The sequence below is a fragment of the Psychrobacter sp. TB55-MNA-CIBAN-0194 genome, assembly GCF_040309505.1.
Classification (GTDB): domain Bacteria; phylum Pseudomonadota; class Gammaproteobacteria; order Pseudomonadales; family Moraxellaceae; genus Psychrobacter; species Psychrobacter fozii.
Genome location: NZ_JBEOOW010000010.1, coordinates 41,341 through 62,380 on the forward strand (window position 1 = coordinate 41,341; position 21,040 = coordinate 62,380).

Consider the following 21,040-nt stretch of genomic DNA (forward strand, 5'->3'; position numbering starts at 1 on the left):
GACCGAGAATAATGAAAAGGTATAAACAAAGAAAACATCGGAAGCATAATAAGAAGAATCGAAGACAGGTCGCAAATAATTCCAAAGCAAAGTCAAAAAATCATCCTAAAAAAAGAGAGTATCAGACTATACAGTTTGATAATCACCAGGAAATTGTTCAAAAGGGCTGGGTTTATGAAATAAATTTTTCGTACGCTCGCTCGAGTTTAAAACGTATTGTCACTATAGCTGCCTCTGTTTTAACAGTTATTAGTTTTCCGTCTGCGCTCTACTTAATGTTTACTTTTGAAACCCTTATACCTATATTAATTATATTAATAATCACTGTTATATTTTTAGCACAGCTAATTGAGAAGCCTCAGACTATTTTGAAAAATATCAATTGGATAAAGCAAGGTAATGTCCAAATACAAGAGGGTCAATTAGATTTTACGCTAGGTAATAAGTTGTATAGCATATCTTTAGCGGATGTAAAAAGATATCATTTTCACCAATGCGTTGGTAATAGGCCTTTTGCTAAGGCTGTTAAAATTATTATAAAAATGAAAGACAATTCTGAATTTTATCTTTATCAATCTACCAATCTTGATGCAGATGTAGCTCCTTTATTTGATATGGGTCATGTGATTGTCGCTGCTTTACCAGACAGTTTCGCAAAACTTAATAGAGGTGCATGGTTACATACTAAAAAGACAACCCATTATGCAAATATATTAACTGTACTCACGGTGTTATTTCTTATAGCTCTTGTAATCTGTTCTAAGATAGAGGTTGGTATGGCATTTGTATTATTACCCATTGTGACTACGCCCCGTTTAATGCTTTTTGTACTAAAATCTGAAAAAATATTAAACACAAACATTGTCTATGTCAATAAAGATAAATAGTTCTTAGTATTATTAAATTGATTTATCATAATATTTATACTCATAATTTAAATTTACTCCAAAATTACATCGTAACCATAAATCAATTATATAAAGTAAACTATAACTCTATAAAAAATGGCTTACCCATATTAAATGAGTAAGCCAAAGAGTCACTATTAGATTGCTATAATTTAATTAGCCAATCGACTATAAATTCGGATTTAACCACTTCTCAGCCGTTTTCATATCCCAACCTTTACGCTCAGCATAGCTCTCTAGCTGATCACGGCTTATCTTACCAACGTTGAAGTACTCACTATCAGGATGCGAGTAATAGAATCCGCTGACCGATGAAGCAGGCCACATCGCATAGCTTTCGGTTAGCGTTGTACCGATAGCATCTACCGTACCGAGCCAATCAAACAATTTGCCTTTTTCGGTATGCTCAGGACAGGCAGGGTAGCCAGGCGCAGGGCGGATACCGACGTATTTCTCTTTGATCATCTCATCATTGGTGAGTGACTCAGTCGGTTGATAGCCCCAATACTCTTTACGGATGAGTTCATGTAGATGCTCGGCAAAGGCTTCTGCCAAACGGTCAGACAGTGCCTGTACCATGATGGCATTATAGTCATCGCCTGCCGCTTTATATTGTTCAGCGAGTGCTTCTGTACCGACGATTGAGACGGTAAAGCCGCCCAAGTGATCGGTATGGGTGTCCGATGGCGAGATGAAGTCTGCCAAGCTAAAGTTCGGCTTGCCACTGGCTTTATCGCTTTGCTGACGTAAGTGTTCAAACTGATAGGTCGGTTTGCCGCCATCAGCAGGCGCATTGTCATAAACCGTGACCGTATCTGCACCAGTACGGCGCGCTGGCATTAGTTTAAAGACGCCTTTGGCCACGAGTGACTTATCATCGATCATTTTTTGCATCAGCTCATTGGCATTATCAAATAAATCACGTGCCGCTTCGCCGACCACATCGTCTTGTAAGATTTTCGGATACTTACCGACCAGTCCCCAAGAGATAAAGAACGGCGTCCAATCGATATATGGCAGTAGGTTGGTGATAGGGTAATTATCCAATATCACTTGTCCTAACTTATTAGGCACTGGTGGCACATAGCTTTCCCAATCGTACTGAAAGCCAATCTTGACCGAGTTCGCATAAGAGATCTTAGCCGCTTTTGGCTGACGCTTGGCTAGACGCTCACGTACTTTGACGTACTCTTCACGTGTCTCATCGATCAGCGCTTGACGATGCTCTTTTGATAATAGCTTGGTGACCACACCGACGGAGCGTGAGGCATCAGTGACGTAGATGACGCCATCGTTTTGATATTGTGGCTCAACCTTGACGGCGGTATGCGCTTTAGAGGTGGTGGCACCGCCAATCATCAATGGTAGCGTCATGCCGCGCTCTTGCATTTGCTTGGCGACATAGACCATCTCATCAAGGCTTGGGGTAATCAAGCCAGACAGACCGATGATATCGACTTTTTCAGCAATAGCAGTATCGAGGATTTTCTCACAAGGTACCATCACGCCCAAATCGACAATGTCGTAGCCATTACAGCCAAGTACCACGCCGACGATGTTTTTGCCGATATCATGCACGTCGCCTTTGACAGTTGCCATCAGGATTTTACCTTTGACTTCGCCCTCGACTTTTTCCGCTTCGATGTACGGGTTTAGCCACGCAACAGACTGCTTCATCACGCGGGCAGATTTCACGACTTGCGGTAGGAACATTTTACCGGCACCGAATAAATCACCGACGATATTCATACCGTCCATGAGTGGGCCTTCGATGACTTCTAGCGGTTTGGGATATTTCTCCCACGCTTCTTTGGTATCGGCTTCGATAAAGGTGGTAATACCTTTGACCAGCGCATGGGCAATACGGGCTTCGACTGTGCCTTCACGCCAGCTCATATCGACCGTACTTTCTTTTTTCTTACCACCGTCTTGATAGTTTTCAGCAGCTGTCATCAGGCGTTCAGTTGCATCTTGACCTGTTTCGCCTTGATTGCGGTTGAGCATGACATCTTCGATAGCGTCACGAGCTTCCTTTGGAATATCGTCGTATAACTCAAGCATGGCTGGGTTGACGATACCCATTGTCAGGCCATTTGTAATCGCATGAAATAAGAAAACAGAGTTGATGGCTTCACGAATCGGGTTACCACGGAAACTAAACGACACGTTAGACACACCACCCGATACCATGGCGTTTGGCAAGTTATCCGTAATCCACTTAGTGGCGTTGATGAAATCAGCACCGTAGTTGTTGTGCTCAGTGATACCAGTGGCAACCGCAAAAATGTTCGGATCAAAGATAATATCTTCAGAAGGGAAACCGACTTCGTTAACCAACACATCATAGCTGCGCTGACAGATTTGGATTTTACGCTCGTAAGTATCAGCTTGACCATCTTCATCAAATGCCATGACGATAACGGCGGCACCATAACGCATACACAGTTTGGCGCGCTCGACAAACTCAGCATGACCTTCTTTTAAGGAGATAGAGTTGACGACAGATTTACCCTGCGTGCGTTTTAGACCTTCTTCGATGATGTCCCATTTAGAGGAGTCAATCATGAGCGGTACGCGGCTGATATCAGGCTCACCAGACACCAAGTTGATGAAGTGAATCATCGCCTGCTTGGAGTCGAGCATGCCCTCATCCATGTTGATATCGACGATTTGCGCGCCGCCTTCTACCTGATCGCGAGCGACATCGAGCGCTTCGGTATAGGCTTCGGTTTTGATCAAGCGTAAAAACTTTTTGGAGCCTGTCACATTGGTACGTTCACCCACGTTGACGAACAAGCTGTCTGCTGTGATGGTAAATGGCTCAAGTCCAGACAAGCGGCAGGCAGGGGCGATTTCAGGAATCACGCGCGGCGCATAGTTTTTTACCATATTCGCGATTTGGCGGATATGTTCTGGTGTCGTACCACAACAGCCGCCCACGATATTTAAGATGCCCGCTTTCGCAAAGCCTTCTAGCAGTGCAGTGGTTTCATCAGCCGTTTCGTCATATTCACCAAACTCATTGGGTAGACCTGCGTTTGGATGCGCTGACACATAAGTATTGGCGATATTAGATAGCGTTTGAATGTGTGGACGTAGCGCATCCGCACCAAGTGCGCAGTTGAAGCCAACCGATAATGGTTTGGCATGGCGGATTGAGTTATAAAACGCCTCAGCCGTTTGTCCTGATAACGTACGACCTGACGCATCAGTAATCGTACCCGAAATCATAATCGGTAATTCAAAGCCGATATCTTCAAACACGCCAGTAATGGCAAATATCGCCGCTTTCGCATTCAGTGTATCAAAAATAGTTTCGATTAGGATAAGGTCGACACCACCCTCAATCAAGCACAAGGTCGCTTCACGGTAGTTTAATACCAACTCATCAAAGGTAATATTACGAAAGGCTGGATCATTGACATCAGGTGATAGCGAGCAAGTACGCGAAGTAGGGCCTACGACACCAGCGACGAAACGAGGCTTATCTGGGGTTTTGGCAGTGAACGCATCAGCTGCACTGCGGGCAAGTTGAGCGGCTGTCTTATTTAACTCAGGTACCAAATACTCCATATCGTAGTCGGCCATGGATAGACGCGTACCGTTGAAGCTATTGGTCTCGATGATATCCGCACCAGCAGTCAAATGATCGTTATGAATGTCTATAATCATTTGTGGTTGCGAGAGTACGAGCAAATCATTGTTACCGCGCACATCTTGGTCTATATCCGCAAAACGCTCACCGCGATAATCTGCTTCTTCTAATTTATAGGTTTGAATCTGCGTACCCATCGCCCCGTCTAACATCAAAATTCTTGAGGCCATTTGCTCAGTGATACGGGCACGTGCTGTTAGCTGTTGTTCTTTGTACGGAAACACGGCAGGTGGCGTCAGTATAAAGTCATCAGCAGATTGTGATGAGATAGAAGTGGCATCAGTGTTTGAAGTCATTGTTTGGGTCATAGGAGCGCTGCTTATATCGTCAATATTATAAAAGGAGGGGATAACAAATAGGGTGTAAATATATATAAAAGGCGTCGAAAAAGTCGCATTATTTTAGCATGAAAATTACACAGCACGAGGGATAGTACTTATTCCTCTTTGGCAATATCATCCACATATAGTTGATTCAGTTTAAAAGAGATACGAGGCAACCGAGTGTAGAGGTATAGGTGATACTTCAAGAGAGGTTAACGTTGTAAATCTTTTATAGAGGATGGACTATATTGTCTGTTTATTCGATACGAATATTAGAGTCTATTGCATAAAACAGGTAGGCACAAATGAATATCTATTCGCTTATCGATTACATAAAGCTTTGCTTTTGTAAATTAAAGTTAGACATTACTCTCAAAAGTCAGACATTACTCTTAAAAGTAAGACAGAGTTTACAGCGCCGCTACAAAAACAGCGCAAAGGTATCTTGATAAACTTTTTTGAGATGTTAATTTGATTTCAGAAGAACTGGTATTTCGTAAGCAATACTTACTAATGAGTGTTCATCGCTTTTATCAGATATGAATATTTATATCGATGTAATGATAGCCTACGAAATACAAGTTAGTTAATGAGATAAGACTACCATCGTCTAAAAACATTCAATTACTACTATTTAATCGTCAAGGATAGAATTATGAAACTTACTAAAATTGCTGCAATCGGTACATTAGCCCTTTCAGTTGCGGGCTTGAGCGCATGTAACAACATGACACCAAGTGATAGCACAGATGCAGCAACGCAAACGCCTACTAGCAGCCAAGCAATGTCAGACATGAACGTGGTACAAGTCGCACAGAGCAATGCTGACTTCTCATTGCTAGTTGAAGCCGTACAAGCGGCTGGTATTGCAGAGCCACTATCTAATCCTAACGCCAACTTTACGATATTTGCACCAACCAATGAAGCGTTTGCACAAGTGTTGCAAGAAACAGGCATGACTAAAGCGCAACTGTTTGCCAACAAGCCATTGCTAACCAAAATCTTGGGCTACCATGTAATTAATGGTGCTGCGCCAGTATATGCAGCAGATGTGAAACCAGGCAACATTGCCATGCTTAGCAAAGACACGCTAATGGTGACAGCGAAAGGTCAGCTGCAAGACGAAAATGGCCGTACAGCTAACATCCTAAAAACGGATATTGCTGCTACCAATGGTGTTGTACACGTAATAGACAAAGTACTATTACCTAAATAAAGTACGACTATAAACTAGCTTTAGTTAAGATGTGATAACCGTATACCTGTATATGATGAAGCTGGTATGAATACCAGCTTTTATCTGTCATAAGATGGCTGTTTTATTACAAGCGTCCATTTTATTAAAAGCATTCGTTTTATTAAAAGTATCTGTATCTCTAATATCACGGTGACCGATATACAAGTTAATAATGGTGTCGTACACGTGATTGATACAGTGTTGCTACCTAAGTAAGCATTAATTCAAAATTAATCAGTTAGAATCGTAGTTATTGGTATAGCAGATTTGATGTGATCGACTCCAACCAATTGGTATCGCTTGCAATAAATAAGTTGTTAACTGTTATATTCATTAACTGAGAGAACTTATTTGTTCATCAAATAACTTAATTGAACATTCATTGATAAGGAAATACCTATGTTGAAGAAGAACCTACTATCTATCGCTGTTGTTACCGCTGCCATGTCACTCGCTGCTTGTGCTGACAAAGAAGCCACTACTGATCCAGTAGAACCAGAAGCGACTACTGAAGAAGTTGTAGCAGAGCCAATGGCTGAAACTGATGCAATGGGTGAAACCGATCCTATGGCTGAAACTGATGGCATGGAAGACACGATGGCTACACAAACCATCGCTGAAATCGCAGCAGGCAACGAAAACCTAACGATTCTAACCGCGGCACTACAAGCGGCTGGTCTTGATACCATGCTAATGGAAGAAACCAAGCATACAGTATTTGCACCAACTGATGATGCGTTTGCTCCTGTATTAGAGAAGCTAGGCGTAACTAAAGAAGAGCTATTGGCCAACACTGATTTGCTCAAAAAAGTACTTCCTTACCATGTGCTAGCGTCAGAAGTATTGGCTGCTGATATCCCTTATGGTACTGATATCAAAACAGCAAACGGTGCAACTATTTCTATCAGCGAAGACAATGTAATCACTGATGCTACTGGTAACACTGCTAATATCACTGGTACAGATATCATGGCAACGAATGGTGTAGTACACACTATCGATGCAGTATTAATGCCTGAGTAAGTTTTTAATCTATCTGTTTATACTTTATCAATGATATCGAAAAGGCCTAGCTTTTAGCTGGGCTTTTTTGTGCCTAAAGGTTATCTATCGTCAGTTCATCGTAGCACTGCTATAAGTCTACCGTGTGAAACTAACAGCTGATTTAGTGTAACTGTGAGTATAGATAGCTGATTACAAGGGCATAGATATCGAACTTTTCAGCGAGATCAACGTTAGTACTTTTTGATATCGCTATTTTGACAATAGTCTTTACGCATTAAGACTTGCGGTTAGAGTAGTAGAGTGGATGTCTTATGAGTGCGCAGAGGTAAAGATAGAGGCATTCCATATCTGTATAAGTACATAAGAGAGTAGGTACGTATCCTATAACTAGCTCTATTGTGTATAGCTATATTGCATCTAACTATATTTTAGCAGTGCTTGTTTTATATTTATTCATTGAGACTACACAAATAAAAAAGCCCAAGACACTTGTCTTGGGCTTTTTTTAGAGGCTTAAAAAACCACTACTTTAAAGAGTTTCAGTAAACGTATTACTTAGCTTCTTTGTTGAGTGGATTTGCAGCCAATCTTTGTTGCTCTTCTGCATGACGTTCTTCCCAATAAGTCGCATTCTTGATACCAAATTTCTTAGGATCAAAAACGAATCTTTTGGCAGTCGTACCGCCACCAGCTTTAAGCTGTGCTTCGTAATCTCGTAGGATATCGATAGCAGGGCGTGCGACAAAGAAGATCACGATGATACCAACGATGTTCAACCAAGCCATCAGGCCAACACCAACGTCGCCAAGTCCCCAGATATATCCAGAGCTGTTTAGTGCGCCATAAGCAACCATAAACATGATGATAAGCTTAACAACGAACTGACCTGCTTTACTAGCGCCTTTGCCCATAGAGCGGGTAAGGTACGAGATGTTGACTTCAGCGATGTAGTAGTACGCCAAGATAGTCGTAAAGGCAAAGAAGAATACAGCGATGGCAATGAAAGTATTACCAAAAGTACCGTAGACTGATTCCATCGCCATTTGGGTAAATGCAGGCGCGTTAATCTCAACATCTGCAGCGACGTTTTGAACGATGAACTGACCTTCAGGTAGTGTACCTTGGATATTGTACATGCCTGTAGACAAAATCATGAAGGCAGTCGCAGAACAAACAAGTAAGGTATCAACATAAACTGAGAATGCTTGTACCAAACCCTGCTGTGCAGGATGATCAACCGCAGCAGCTGCGGCAGCGTGAGGACCTGTACCCTGGCCAGCTTCGTTTGAGTAAATACCGCGCTTCACACCCCAACCGATAGCAGCACCAAAGCCTGCTTGAGCAGTAAATGCATCACCAATGATTGAACCAAATACGTGAGGGATCATGCTGAAGTTAGAGAACATGATAAGTAGGGCTAAGATAATATAACCTACTGCCATAAATGGTACAGCGTATTCAGTAAAGGTCGCAATACGTTTGATACCACCAAAAATGATAAATCCTAATACCACTAAGATAATACCAAGGGCGATAATACGAGTTGTGCCAGTTTCGATACCCATGAAGTTCATGACTGAACCTTCACCGGCGACCTGAGCCACAGCATTGATAACACCGTTCGCCTGTACACCAGGTAAGAAGATACCACAAGAAACGATAGAAGCAATGGCGAATAAAATACCATACCACTTTTGCCCAAGCGCACGCTCGAAGTAGTAAGCAGGGCCACCGCGGTATTCACCCGTGACAACATCGCGCTCTTTATAAATCTGACCCAAGGTAGATTCAACATAAGCGGTTGAAGCGCCTAAGAAGGCCACAACCCACATCCAGAATACGGCACCTGGACCACCAAAACCAATGGCAGCAGCAACACCAGCGATGTTACCCATACCTACACGACCAGCTAGAGAAACAGCTAATGCCTGAAATGATGAGATACCATCATTATCAGGTTTGCCCTTAAACAGCAATCTAATCATTTCACCGAATAGGCGGACTTGTACAAAACGCGTTAAGATGGAATAAAACAGACCCGCACCTAAGCACAGATAGATCAGCGCAGGGCTCCAGATAATTCCGTTTACTAAGTTAACTAAACCTTCCATATTTATATTCCTAGTACTGTCTCAAAGTGGCTCTGTATGCTAGGAGTAAGCTAACTGGTTAACTTACTTATTTAAGTTAAGCAGTTAAATTAGCTACATCGACTCATGTATATTACTTGAGTCTCATACGTGCTTGGCCACTAAGAATGGACTGTAGTTTTCTGTGTTTATCCGCATATATTAATAGCAATATTGACCGTTTATATAGTGCTTGCTATTGACAATATTAGTATCAACGGATAAAACAGGCAGTTATATAATTAAATACTTATCGTAGTGACAGTATTCAATTTGCTATGAGCCGTTCCGATTGACTACACTATTGGCATGGCTGATTAAGTTTAGCGAGTAACTATCTATAACCACTTACTATAACTACTTAGCTAGTAGTTAACTGATATTTAAATAGAAATCAGAAATTCGCTAATACTAATCATACTATAAGTCCACTACCAAATGTATTCAAACCGTACGGCTACGTAACTGCAATTTGCCATATTTTTGTACCAATTACTAGAATTTTCTTTTTATATAACTATATATATGTATATTTGATAAGTTGAGTACAGTCATAAATAAGCATAAAACATCATATGTTTCATCATTCTGTAAATCTCAAATTTCGGTACACCGATATACTGATGAATTGTAAATAAATAGCCTCTGTGATGGGCTATAAAATCCACAGGAAAGCAAAGTATAAACTCGTAGAAATGTTAGGATTTTGGTGGTGTTTACGGAGAGCTATCGTTCGATAATCAGTAAGAGAAGCAAACGAGCGAAAACATATGGCGGTTGTACTTTGGTAATCATAAATTGCAAAAGTGCCGTGATGGCATCATCATTGTTAGCATACTTTGCAAATGACGATATGACGCTTTATAGATAGAGGTGTATAAGTAGGGGTATGATAACGACTACGCTAGCAATGCCTTTATCAGTCTCTGCAAAGTTATATAAGTAATATAGAACTGTGTAAGCATTCAAAGTCAGTATCCAAAAATTATGAATAAGTATTCAAAAATTATTAAAAAAACGTGTTACTAAGTATTTTATTATTTACCATTATTAGGAGAAACAACGATGAAGCGTCAATCAATTGTAAAACCCATTATGTTGGCAGCCGTATTAGCGACTTCTACCGTTGGTCTAAGCGGCTGTGGCTATAACAACCTGCAGGCGCAAGATGAGCAAGTGACAGCATCGTGGTCAGAAGTGGTCAACCAATACCAGCGCCGTGCTGATTTGGTGCCAAACCTAGTCAAAGTGGTACAGCAGTATGCTGAGCAAGAGCAAGAAGTATTCACTCAGGTGGCAGAAGCTCGCTCACGTGCTGGTGGTATCACGGTAACGGCAGAAGTGCTCAATGACCCAGAAGCGATGGAGCGTTATGCTGCTGCGCAAGAACAGATGACTGGTGCGCTATCACGTCTAATGGCCGTGTCTGAGCGATATCCTGAGCTCAAATCAGATGCGCTGTTCCAAGATTTGCAAGCTCAGCTAGAAGGCACTGAAAACCGTATTACGGTCGCGCGTAACCGTTATATTCAAGAAGTACAATCGTATAATACGACGGTACGCCAGTTCCCAACCAACATCACTGCCAAAGTATTTGGTATGGATACCAAGTCAAACTTTAGCGTGGCGAATGAAGACGCTATCTCAACGGCGCCGACTGTTGATTTTGGTGATGACGATGTAGCGAGTGCTCAATAAAGCGCATTGAATAAAGCTATCGATAGAAACGTGTTAGTGGCTCTATTCGTGTAGAGTAGTCGGCCAGATTTATTTTAAAGGTATTGATAAGTATGAATACCTATCAATTTATAGTTAGTTAAAGGTAATTTGGATATAGAGCAGGCGAGTAACAGTACTACAGATGGTAGACTGAGCACGCCTGACGCCATATCCAATTTATATGGAACTGACTATAGTATAGATGTCATTTGAGGTGGTATAGATTAGATGAATCATTCAAAAGCAATCTTATCAGTATTACTGCTCACACTTAGCGTCAGTGGTGCGCCTATGCTACACGCTGCGCCTAACGATACAGCTGCTGCGACCAATGGCACGTCGAGCTTGCAAGATCGTAGTGTCGAAGATTTGGTGGCGCTTGCCAAAGCAGGTGAGTCCAATGAAGCCATCAACGATGCCGTGTTGGGTAATGACGCTATCAATGATGCCGTCCTTGGCAACGAGGCGATTAATCCTAATGTGGCTAATGATGAAGCGACATCAAGCTCGCAGCCAACCGCTCAAGCACCAATACAGTCAAATGCAGAGAGTGTCGATGCTGATAAGCTGATATTGAATTCGCCCGTGATTGATCAGGCCAATATCTTAAACCCGCAAGAAAAACAGCGGTTAGAAGCACAGCTTAGAAGTATTTATCAGCAAGGCTTTGCCCAAGCCGCAGTGGTGATCGTGCCTACCACGAATGGTGTGCCCATATTTGACTACGCACTAGAAGTGGCTGAAAAGTGGCAGCTAGGTAATGAAGATATCGATGATGGCTTACTGATGGTGGTCGCTGTTAATGACCGTGACATGTATATTTTGACAGGCTACGGATTAGAAGGTGTGTTACCAGATGCTGCGGTCAGCCGAATTATTCGTGAAGATATCACGCCGTTGTTTAAGCAAAACGATTATGGTGCTGGGATACTGGCAGGTGTCGGGGCATTAAAGGCGCGTCTGACTGCTGATCCTGAGGTATTGGCTCGTGCTGATGTGCAAGCAGCCGAGCGTAGTACACAGCAGGACTCTGAAGAAGTGCCGTCGCCTATTTTCTTATTTATCATGGCGATGATATTCGGTAGTTTTATTACTAATATCTTTGGTCGTGTGTTTGGCTCTATCCTGACGACGGGCGGCTTCTTTGCTGGCTCACTCGCATTGGGTGGTGGCTTTTTCATGACTGTGATTATGGCGATATTTTTGTGGCTATTTTTGATTTCACGTGGTGGCGGTGGCGGTAAAGGTGGCTCTGGCGGTGGTCGTAAACGCGGTGGCATGATATTCCTGCCTGGCATGGGCGGTGGTAGTAGCGGCGGCTTTAGCGGTGGTGGTTTTGGCGGCGGCGGATTTGGCGGCGGCGGTGGTGGATTTGGCGGTGGTGGTGCTGGCGGATCATGGTAGACGCTGGCTAGAACTCTTGATAAAACTAGAACTCTTGATAAAACTAGAACTCTTGATAAAACTAGAACTCTTGATAAGAACAGATACTAAATCCCCATTAGCAATGACGTACTTGAGGAAATAATACAATGGCAGAAAACAACACTTCAAATCCCAGTTTTGCCCGCTGGTGGCGTCAAGTTTTGTTTGTCCCTCTTTTGCATAGTAAGTGGCTAACAGAGGATGCCAAAGCTCGTCTCACAGAAAAAGTAACACAGGCAGAGCGTGGGCATCGCGGTGAGGTGTTTTTAATTGTAGAAAACCATCTGCCTATCCAAGATGCTTATCATGTTGGCTGCCGCGCACGTGCGATTGATTTGTTTAGTGAATATCGCGTTTGGGATACTGAAGAAAATACAGGTGTTTTAATCTATGTCAATGTTTGCGAGCATCAGCTAGAGATCGTGGCGGATCGTGGTATCAGTGCTCACGTCAGTCCAACTGTCTGGCGCGCGATGTGCGACAAAGCAGTGTCAGGCATTGCCAATCAAAAAACAGAAGAAAGTCTCGCTGAATTATTGGATGAAGTAGGACAAGTAATGCGCCAGTACTATCATCTTGAGCATGATCCAGCGGGTAATGAGTTGTCTGATACGGTGGTGTTTTTAAAGTGATGTTTATCATCGTATCTGATAGCCGTTGTTTTAGATTTTATCGCTTCTCTATGGTTTCAGCTTCAATTGAAATATAATAGCGTTTCTAGAAAGAGAGCGATTGAGATATAACTTAAGCATATATACAAATACCGCATTTATAAAAGCCTTTCTTGATAACACCCTAATATAAAAAGTCACTACTGGAACACTATGATTGATTTAATACAGAAACTACCGAAAGCTGAACTGCACTTACATATCGAAGGCTCATTAGAGCCTGAGCTGATGTTTAGATTGGCAAAAAAAAACCAGATAGAAATTCCGTATAAAGACATAGAAGATGTGCGTAACGCCTATAACTTCACCAATCTGCAAACATTTTTAGATATCTACTATGCAGGTGCAAACGTCCTTATCACCAAAGATGATTTCTATGATTTAACATGGGAATACATTCTGAAGTGTGTTGAAGACAATGTCATTCACACAGAGATATTCTTTGATCCACAAACCCATACCGAAAGAGGCGTGCCTTTTGAAGCGGTAATTACGGGTATCAAAGAAGCACTCGCGGATGCCAAGGAAAAATACGGCATCACTTCTTGCATTATCATGTGTTTTTTAAGACATTTATCACAAGAAGAAGCTTTTAAAACGCTAGAAGAAGCAATGGCGTTCAAAGATGACATTATCGGTGTCGGTCTTGATTCTTCAGAATTGGGCAACCCTCCTTCAAAGTTCAAAGATGTCTTTAAAACGGCAGAAGAAGCGGGCTTTAAATTGGTCGCACATGCTGGCGAAGAGGCAGATTTTTCCTACATTTACGAAGCATTGGATTTATTGAACATTAATAGAATAGATCATGGCGTGCAGTCTATAAAGAGCCCAGAGCTGATGCAAAGGCTTAAAGATGAGCAAATGCCGCTGACCGTTTGCCCGAACTCTAATATTGAACTCAGGGTCTTCGGGAATTATAAAGAACACAATATAAAAGAGCTGCTAGATTATGGTCTGAATATCAGTGTCAATTCTGATGATCCAGCGTATTTCAAAGGCTATATCAATCAAAACTTTATAAATATCTGTGAAAACTTACCTTTAACAGAAGACGATATCGTTACCTTAGTAAAGAATTCATTTAGATCGTCGTTTATAGATGATGAATTAAAAGCAGAATATCTAGCGAAAGTGGATCTAGCACTACAGTAAATTCAATATGATTAGGTTTTAGTATCCAAGGCTTAACGGTTTATATAAATCGTTAAGCCTTTTTTATTGTGCTGCTAGGACACTTTTATTCAATGGAATCATCATACGACATAATACTTAGCCCTATTTCATATCGGATATCAGTATCTGTCATTCCGTTACGGCTATAGCGCAGTAATCTCTTGTATTAATAGTGGCAGAATGATGCCAGCTTTTTCTGCTAACGTTATATCAACGAGTGTATTCGGTGTCGGGTCTGGGTTTATCTCGATAATTTGGGCGCCATTTTGTTTGGCTAGCTGAGATAGTCCCGCAGCAGGGTAGACGAGGCTTGATGTGCCAATACTAATAAACACCTCGCAGTTAGTCGCAGCATTTTCAGCTGTTTGCCACTCATCTACAGGCAACGCTTCACCAAACCACACGATGTCTGGTCTGATATATCCATCGCAATGTTCACAGGTCATCAGCGTTTCGTCAAAGCTAGGCACATTTTCGCCGCTATATGAGTTCCTTGCTTGGTTTGGGTAGGGCCTCTCGCACTGACTACAACGATTGCACCACAGATTGCCATGTAAATGGGTCACGGTACTACCAGCTTGCTCGTGCAAGTCATCGACATTTTGGGTGATGAGTGTCACTTGCTGATTGGAGGACTGGGCATAATACTGCCACTGTGCTAAGGCATCATGTGCAGGGTTAGGTCTTTTATCGGCGACCACTTGCCGGCGCCATTGATACCATGACCACACTAGCTTTGGATCGCGAATGAACGCATCTGGCGTGGCCAAATCTTCTACGCCATAGTTCTCCCACAACCCTGTTTGTTTGTCTCGAAACGTTGGGATACCGCTTTCTGCAGAAATACCAGCCCCTGTCAAAATGCAAATACGCTGTTTCGATTTCAGTAACTTGGTGGCAAGTTCTACTTCTGCTATTAACGCTGGTGATAATTCTGCTAACATGAGCCAACCCTTGCTAATGATGGATATTTTTTCTTATGATAGATGGAATTTGGTGGCTTGTCATACTGTTTGCCGTTATCGCAGTCTTATGGATGTTGGCAAAGGCGCGTGGTGCTAAAGCGGGCGAAAAACATAGCCACAAACACAGCCACAAAATGAGTGCAAAGGCGAATAAACCTATTAATGATAGCCTACAAAAAACCTCAGCATTATTGAAGCAGTATTTCCCTGATTATCGAGTAAACCGTAAAGCGAATCATTTATTGCTCAGTAAGCAAGACAAAAAAATCGCGATGATTACCATTGATAAAAAAATAGACGTTGGTCAACGTCGTTTGGGAGATGTTCCTGTGATTAATTACCACCGTGTACCCAGCCGTGCTCAATTGACTGCCAATTTGCAAGAGGCAGAGTAAATTTTGTTATTATAGTCAATCCTCTATAAATTGGGTACGGTGTCAGTCTCGCTCAGTCTACTATTTGTAGTACTTTCACTCGGCTTCCTTGTATCCAAATTATACCGAACCGACTATAGGTGAGAGCCTCAGAAGTATACGGGCACAGAAAAACCGCAAACATTTGGACATGTAGGTTTGATGAGTATGGGCAGTTTAGGGTAGTGCTAAGGAAGGGTGGAGCGAGGCTGTAAATATAATGATTGGTGCGCTCGGCGGGAGTCAATCACATAATATAAGTTATTGATATATATGTTTATTTTATTAAAAAATATTTATATGTACAACGATATGTACAACATTTAATATATGCTATCCCTGCCTTTTATTTCTAGTTTACGAGTTAAAAACTGGTTACAAAATAATTATGCTAATGAAAGTGAATTATCTGATTTCAGCAATTAATGTCTCATAAGCTGATTCAACCCATGCTTGCTCACTAATATAACCGTTTAATACTGGGTCGAAGTCAAAGCTGTTACTTTCAAAAATTGTCTCTGCAAGATTATTCTCTAATATATACTCAAGGTCTTGAGCTAAGCTGTTTAATATCTCCATATTTTCATTACTCGCAAAACGAATGATTACATCTGCGTCATTCGCTCTAGGATCAGAGTACTCTGCCTGCCAATCTTGATAGAAGTAGGCATTCATCAGATATACAAACGTATCAATCATCATGTTTCCTTGTGCATAATATTTATGGCACTACTGAGCTTACAGTCGAGCTTTTATATGAGCCGATATGTAAATAATCTTGCATATTTGGGGCAGTTCTGCGGAAAATAATTATTCCATTTTTTTGCGTATTTTTTCTTCCTGCTTATTTTTGATTATTCCAGTGTAAGCCTCAACTTTCTTAAGCTGAAGAGGGTTTTTTCTTAGGAAGAATTTGAAAAAAACGGTCTTTTTTATTCCTAATTTCTGTATTTTATCTATTTTTATTCCAACCAATATCATCATTTATCGATCATAATTTTCTTATCAAATATAACTAACATTAAGTTTGCATACTAGCCTTTATATACTCTACTATCATACAATGAGCTTTATAAGCCGTCATAAGTCGATGTATTCCATCGCAGCACGTGTAGTCTAATTTTAAGCCTGTCCTATAATCCCAAGCACTCAACCTTGCCCAACAACCAAAAGATACTCCCATGACCAAAAACTTCTCTCAAACAGCGGCTTTCATCTGGTCTGTCGCTGACCTATTACGTGGTGACTTTAAGCAGTCTCAATACGGCCGCATCATCCTGCCATTCACACTACTGCGCCGCCTAGAGTGCGTATTAGCGGACACCAAAGCTGCTGTGGTGGCTGAGAGTGAGCGTATCGCTGAAAAGGGTCTGCCAGAGGAAGCGCAAGAGAAGTTCATCATTCGTGCCAGCAAGCATGCGTTTTATAATACCTCGCCCATGGATTTGAGCAAGATGGGTCAGAGCGATATCAAAGATAACCTCAATACCTATGTGCAATCATTCTCTAAAGACGCGCGTGAGATATTCGAGCACTTCAAGTTTGAAGAGTTTGTCGGGCAACTGGCAGATGCTAACTTACTGTATAAAGTGGTGCAGAAGTTTGCCAATACCGATCTTAGCCCTGACGCTATCTCTAACCATGAAATGGGTTTTGTGTTTGAAGAGTTAATTCGCCGCTTTGCTGAAAGCTCAAACGAGACCGCAGGGGAGCATTTTACCCCGCGTGATATCGTGCGCCTGACGACTTCACTGGTGTTTATGGAAGATGATGACGCACTGACCAAAGACGGCATCATTCGCACCATTTATGACCCAACAGCAGGTACGGGCGGTTTCCTATCCTCTGGTATGGAATACGTGCTAGAGCTGAACCCTGATGCGGTCATGCGTACCTATGGGCAAGAGCTCAACCCTGAGTCTTATGCCATCTGTAAAGCCGATATGCTGATCAAAGGGCAAGAGGTGAATAACATTAAGCTGGGCAATACGTTGTCTAGTGATCAGCTGGTCGCTGAGAAGTTTGATTACATGCTGTCTAACCCACCGTTTGGGGTGGACTGGAAAAAGATATCAGGTGAGATAAATGACGAGCATACACAAAAAGGCTTTGATGGTCGCTTTGGGGCGGGCTTGCCGCGCGTGTCTGATGGCTCGCTATTGTTCTTGATGCATCTGATTAGCAAGATGCGTCCGATTGTCGGTCATGGACAAGGTGAGAGTGAAGGGACGGATAGTAGCACTCAAAGCAGCGCAAACAGCAATCAAGGCAGCCGTATTGGTATTATCTTAAATGGCTCACCGCTATTCACGGGCGGCGCAGGCAGTGGCGAGAGTGAGATTCGCCGTTATATCTTAGAGGCCGATTTACTTGAAGCTATTATCGCTCTACCGACCGATATGTTCTATAACACTGGCATTGCCACCTATGTATGGGTGCTAAGCAATAAGAAAGCAGATGAGCGCCGTGGCAAGGTGCAATTAATCGATGGTAGCAATCTATACAGTAAGATGCGTAAATCACTGGGCTCTAAGCGTAATGAGATGAGTGAAGACGATATCAAAACCATTACCAAAAGCTTCGGCAACTTTGAGGTGGTCGATGCGCGTGTGCTAGATAAGCCAGAAGAGGTGAAGTCTAACCGTGGCCGTCAGTCTGCCAATCCTAAAGCTGAGCCTGCTAAGACTTTTGCCAGTAAGATATTTGCCACTCATGAGTTTGGCTATCGCCGTATCACGATTGAGCGCCCACTCCGTTTGTCTGCTCAGTTATCTGACAGCGCCATTGATAGCTTACGTTATGCGCCTAAGCCGTTCGATATGGTCATGCCAGCACTGTATGAGGCATTTGGTGATAATTGGACAACTGACAGCAATAATAACAGCTATGGCGATTTATCAGCGGTCACGTTAGAAGCACGAGCAATGATTAAGGCTGATTTTAGCGAGCTGAAAGAAAAGCAAATCAAAGACGTGTTGGATAGCAAAATATGGCAGTCGCAGCTCGCCCTGATGAACAAAGCCAAGGCCCTACAATCGGCTATAGGAACGAATCAGTTCGATGACTTCAATGAGTTTGATAAAGTGCTTAAACAAGCATTAAAAGATGCTGATGCCAGTTTAGATATTAGTCTTGACGCTAAAGAGAAGAAACAACTGCTAGATGCGATCACGTGGAAAAATCCTGAAGCAGAACCCGTCATCAAAAAAGCGGTCAAGGTTGCTAACCCGCTATATGGTGCGTTTAGCTATAAAGCTGCCACGACTACTCAACAAGCAGACAAGCCAGCCAAAATTGTAGAGTTCCAAACAGACAGCGATTTACGGGATTATGAAAACGTACCGCTCAATCCTGAAGTAACCACTACTGAGCTGATTGAAAGTTACTTCGCGCGTGAAGTGCAGCCGCATGTGCCTGATGCGTGGATTAATAGCGACAAGACAGATGCCATCGATGAAGAGATTGGCATTGTCGGCTTTGAGATACCGTTTAACCGTCACTTCTACGTGTATGAGCCACCACGCCCGCTAGCCGATATCGATGCGGATTTGGATGCGGTCAGTAGCGAGATTATGCAGTTATTGGGTGAGGTGCATTCGTAATGGCAAAATATAAGCAGTATGAAGAGTATAAGAATTTTGAGAGTGTCTTTTTAGATGAGATACCAGTTAGCTGGAAAGTTAAGCCTCTTTCTGCTTTGTGTGAGTTTAGACAGGGAAAAGCACATGAGCCGTTTATAGATGATGATGGAGAATTTATCTGTGTAAGTGCTCGGTTTGTTTCAACACAAGGCAAGTCATTTAAGCGTTCCAAAGTAAATATAACCCCTGCAAAGCTCAATGATATTCTCATGGTAATGAGTGACTTACCTAATGGGCGAGCACTAGCAAGAGCTTTTTTTATAGATGACAAAAAGAAATATGCAGTAAATCAAAGGGTGTGTGCTATAACTGCAAAAAAAGTGCATGCTAAGTTTCTTTATTATCAATTAAATAGAAGCCCTTATTTTTTGATGTTTGATGATGGTTCAAATCAAACAAACTTATCTAACGATGCCTTTAATAAGTATCCTGTTTTATTGCCTCCTGAGTTTGAGCAAACCCAAATCGCCAATTTTCTCGACTATGAAACCGCCCAAATCGATACCCTAATTGATAAGCAAAAAACCCTTATCCAATTGTTAAAAGAAAAGCGCCAAGCGGTCATCAGTCATGCGGTGACGAAAGGCTTAAATCCTGATGTTTCGATGAAAGATTCAGGTGTCGAATGGTTAGGGGGTGTGCCTGAGCATTGGGAGTTTATTAAATTCGATTATGTAATAAATGCTGTCGGAGATATTGATCACTATATGCCCAAATCGATAGATACCGGCATACCATATGTAATGACAGGTGATTTACGAGACTTAGTAAGTGAGATTGATTTCGAGAACTGTAAACAAGTTGCTCATAGTGATTACGTAAAACTATCTAGAAAAATTAAAGCATCAAAAGATGACATCATTTTCGCTAGGTATGCAACGATTGGAACGCTCTCATATGTTGATATTGATGCTGATTTTTTAGTCTCATACTCTTGTGTAACCATTAAGCCAAATTCAGAAAGAACGTCTGGTAAGTATCTATTTCGTTATTTAAAGTCGCAAGCATTTTTGCAAGCAATAACAATGTATATCAACTCGAATACTCAAGGCAATGTGGGTATTGATAGCCTAAAAAATGTGAAAGTCATTATGCCACCGCTATCTGAGCAAGAAGAAATAATCAACTTTCTAAATGATGAAGTAGTGAAGATTGATCGACTTCTTGATAAAGCTAAATCAGCAATTACCTTGATGCAAGAACGCCGTACCGCTTTAATATCTGCTGCGGTTACGGGTAAGATTGATGTGAGGGGCTGGCAAGTGCCTGATAACGCTTAACAGGATAAGTTAGATATCACGCAGCATTAGAAAGCATCCTATACCTTTAAAAACTTAAGTTGATAAGCAGCTTAAGTTTAGACTATTAAAAGGGAACACCATGTCGGTTTTACAAAAGATTATTATCGTTCTCGTGCTAGGGTATTGCTCATCAGCGATGGCGGCTGAGAACCTCAACAACTTGATCGCACTAAATAAACTTGGCGATCCTCAAGCGAGTCTCAGCTATCATCCGTCAGATCAGGTAGAGTTCGACGATATGATGACTCAGTATCATTCAGATGCTAAAAAGGGCGATTCAGAAGCGCAAGTTATGTTAGGGATGGCTTATTCAGTAGGTTATGGCATTCCTCAGGATATAGAAGCCGCCGAATATTGGCTTGACAAAGCTTTGGCTCAAGGCAACCAAGATGCTGTTATATATCTAGATAATCTTTATATGCTCGAAGATGAACTGATCGAAATGTTAAGTAATTAAAGGAATTTACGTGACCGA

General features: G+C 41.9%; 16 protein-coding genes. 12 read left to right on the forward strand and 4 right to left on the reverse strand.

Translation table 11 applies throughout. From position 1 onward, the window contains the following. Window positions 1-11 precede the first annotated feature (11 nt). Window positions 12-887 carry a hypothetical protein gene (locus AAEY75_RS11870; RefSeq protein ID WP_201548855.1) on the forward strand — a complete coding sequence of 292 codons (876 nt, stop codon included), beginning with the start codon at window positions 12-14 and terminating at the stop codon, window positions 885-887. Window positions 888-1,076: 189 nt separating this feature from the next. Here AAEY75_RS11870 and metH read toward each other — a convergent pair whose 3' ends face one another. Then, a complete protein-coding gene (gene metH / locus AAEY75_RS11875; protein WP_352259689.1) occupies window positions 1,077-4,871 on the reverse strand; it encodes a methionine synthase in 3,795 nt (1,264 codons plus the stop codon). Window positions 4,872-5,541: 670 nt separating this feature from the next. Here metH and AAEY75_RS11880 point away from each other — a divergent pair. From AAEY75_RS11880 to AAEY75_RS11890, 3 genes are all read left to right on the forward strand, one after another. After that, the gene (locus tag AAEY75_RS11880; RefSeq protein ID WP_110923895.1) at window positions 5,542-6,102 is read left to right on the forward strand and encodes a fasciclin domain-containing protein; all 561 of its coding nucleotides are present in this window, start codon (window positions 5,542-5,544) and stop codon (window positions 6,100-6,102) included. Window positions 6,103-6,258: 156 nt separating this feature from the next. After that, the gene (locus tag AAEY75_RS11885) at window positions 6,259-6,339 is read left to right on the forward strand and encodes a fasciclin domain-containing protein (RefSeq protein WP_281269560.1); all 81 of its coding nucleotides are present in this window, start codon (window positions 6,259-6,261) and stop codon (window positions 6,337-6,339) included. Between the two features lie 183 nt (window positions 6,340-6,522). Then, window positions 6,523-7,146 carry a fasciclin domain-containing protein gene (locus AAEY75_RS11890; protein ID WP_110923896.1) on the forward strand — a complete coding sequence of 208 codons (624 nt, stop codon included), beginning with the start codon at window positions 6,523-6,525 and terminating at the stop codon, window positions 7,144-7,146. Window positions 7,147-7,679: 533 nt separating this feature from the next. Here AAEY75_RS11890 and AAEY75_RS11895 read toward each other — a convergent pair. Beyond that, window positions 7,680-9,239: an alanine/glycine:cation symporter family protein gene (locus AAEY75_RS11895; RefSeq protein ID WP_352259690.1), complete on the reverse strand. Its 1,560-nt coding sequence runs from the start codon at window positions 9,237-9,239 to the stop codon at window positions 7,680-7,682. Window positions 9,240-10,322: 1,083 nt separating this feature from the next. Between AAEY75_RS11895 and AAEY75_RS11900 the strand changes: the two genes are divergently transcribed. The 4 genes from AAEY75_RS11900 to AAEY75_RS11915 all read left to right on the forward strand — a co-directional run bounded on the left by AAEY75_RS11900 (window position 10,323) and on the right by AAEY75_RS11915 (window position 14,224). Continuing rightward, entirely contained in the window at window positions 10,323-10,955 is a 633-nt protein-coding gene (locus tag AAEY75_RS11900; RefSeq protein WP_197217933.1) for a LemA family protein, read from the forward strand. 249 nt (window positions 10,956-11,204) lie between these two features. Beyond that, window positions 11,205-12,380, forward strand: a complete 1,176-nt coding sequence (locus tag AAEY75_RS11905) for a TPM domain-containing protein (protein WP_352259691.1) — start codon at window positions 11,205-11,207, stop codon at window positions 12,378-12,380. Window positions 12,381-12,508: 128 nt separating this feature from the next. After that, on the forward strand, window positions 12,509-13,033 hold the full coding sequence (locus AAEY75_RS11910) for a TPM domain-containing protein (RefSeq protein ID WP_197217931.1): 525 nt from the start codon (window positions 12,509-12,511) through the stop codon (window positions 13,031-13,033). 192 nt (window positions 13,034-13,225) lie between these two features. Then, entirely contained in the window at window positions 13,226-14,224 is a 999-nt protein-coding gene (locus tag AAEY75_RS11915) for an adenosine deaminase (RefSeq protein WP_197217929.1), read from the forward strand. Window positions 14,225-14,388: 164 nt separating this feature from the next. On the opposite strand, the gene AAEY75_RS11920 is transcribed toward AAEY75_RS11915, so the two are convergent. Further along, window positions 14,389-15,189 (reverse strand): SIR2 family NAD-dependent protein deacylase, encoded by an 801-nt coding sequence (locus tag AAEY75_RS11920; protein WP_197217927.1) that lies wholly within the window; start codon window positions 15,187-15,189, stop codon window positions 14,389-14,391. A 35-nt stretch (window positions 15,190-15,224) separates the two neighbouring features. On the opposite strand from AAEY75_RS11920, the gene AAEY75_RS11925 reads away from it, so the two are divergent. Continuing rightward, entirely contained in the window at window positions 15,225-15,605 is a 381-nt protein-coding gene (locus AAEY75_RS11925) for a hypothetical protein (protein WP_197217926.1), read from the forward strand. 423 nt (window positions 15,606-16,028) lie between these two features. Here AAEY75_RS11925 and AAEY75_RS11930 read toward each other — a convergent pair whose 3' ends face one another. Then, window positions 16,029-16,325 carry a contact-dependent growth inhibition system immunity protein gene (locus tag AAEY75_RS11930; protein ID WP_352259692.1) on the reverse strand — a complete coding sequence of 99 codons (297 nt, stop codon included), beginning with the start codon at window positions 16,323-16,325 and terminating at the stop codon, window positions 16,029-16,031. A 479-nt stretch (window positions 16,326-16,804) separates the two neighbouring features. On the opposite strand from AAEY75_RS11930, the gene AAEY75_RS11935 reads away from it, so the two are divergent. The 3 genes from AAEY75_RS11935 (at window position 16,805) to AAEY75_RS11945 (ending at window position 21,022) form a co-directional block, all read left to right on the forward strand. Then, complete coding sequence (locus AAEY75_RS11935; protein WP_352259693.1) at window positions 16,805-19,225, forward strand: type I restriction-modification system subunit M; 2,421 nt, start codon at window positions 16,805-16,807, stop codon at window positions 19,223-19,225. Continuing rightward, window positions 19,225-20,544, forward strand: coding sequence for a restriction endonuclease subunit S (locus AAEY75_RS11940; RefSeq protein ID WP_352259694.1), 1,320 nt, complete (start codon window positions 19,225-19,227; stop codon window positions 20,542-20,544). The genes AAEY75_RS11935 and AAEY75_RS11940 overlap by 1 nt, the downstream gene beginning before the upstream one ends. A gap of 100 nt (window positions 20,545-20,644) precedes the next feature. Then, entirely contained in the window at window positions 20,645-21,022 is a 378-nt protein-coding gene (locus tag AAEY75_RS11945) for a tetratricopeptide repeat protein (protein WP_352259695.1), read from the forward strand. Window positions 21,023-21,040: the final 18 nt, after the last annotated feature.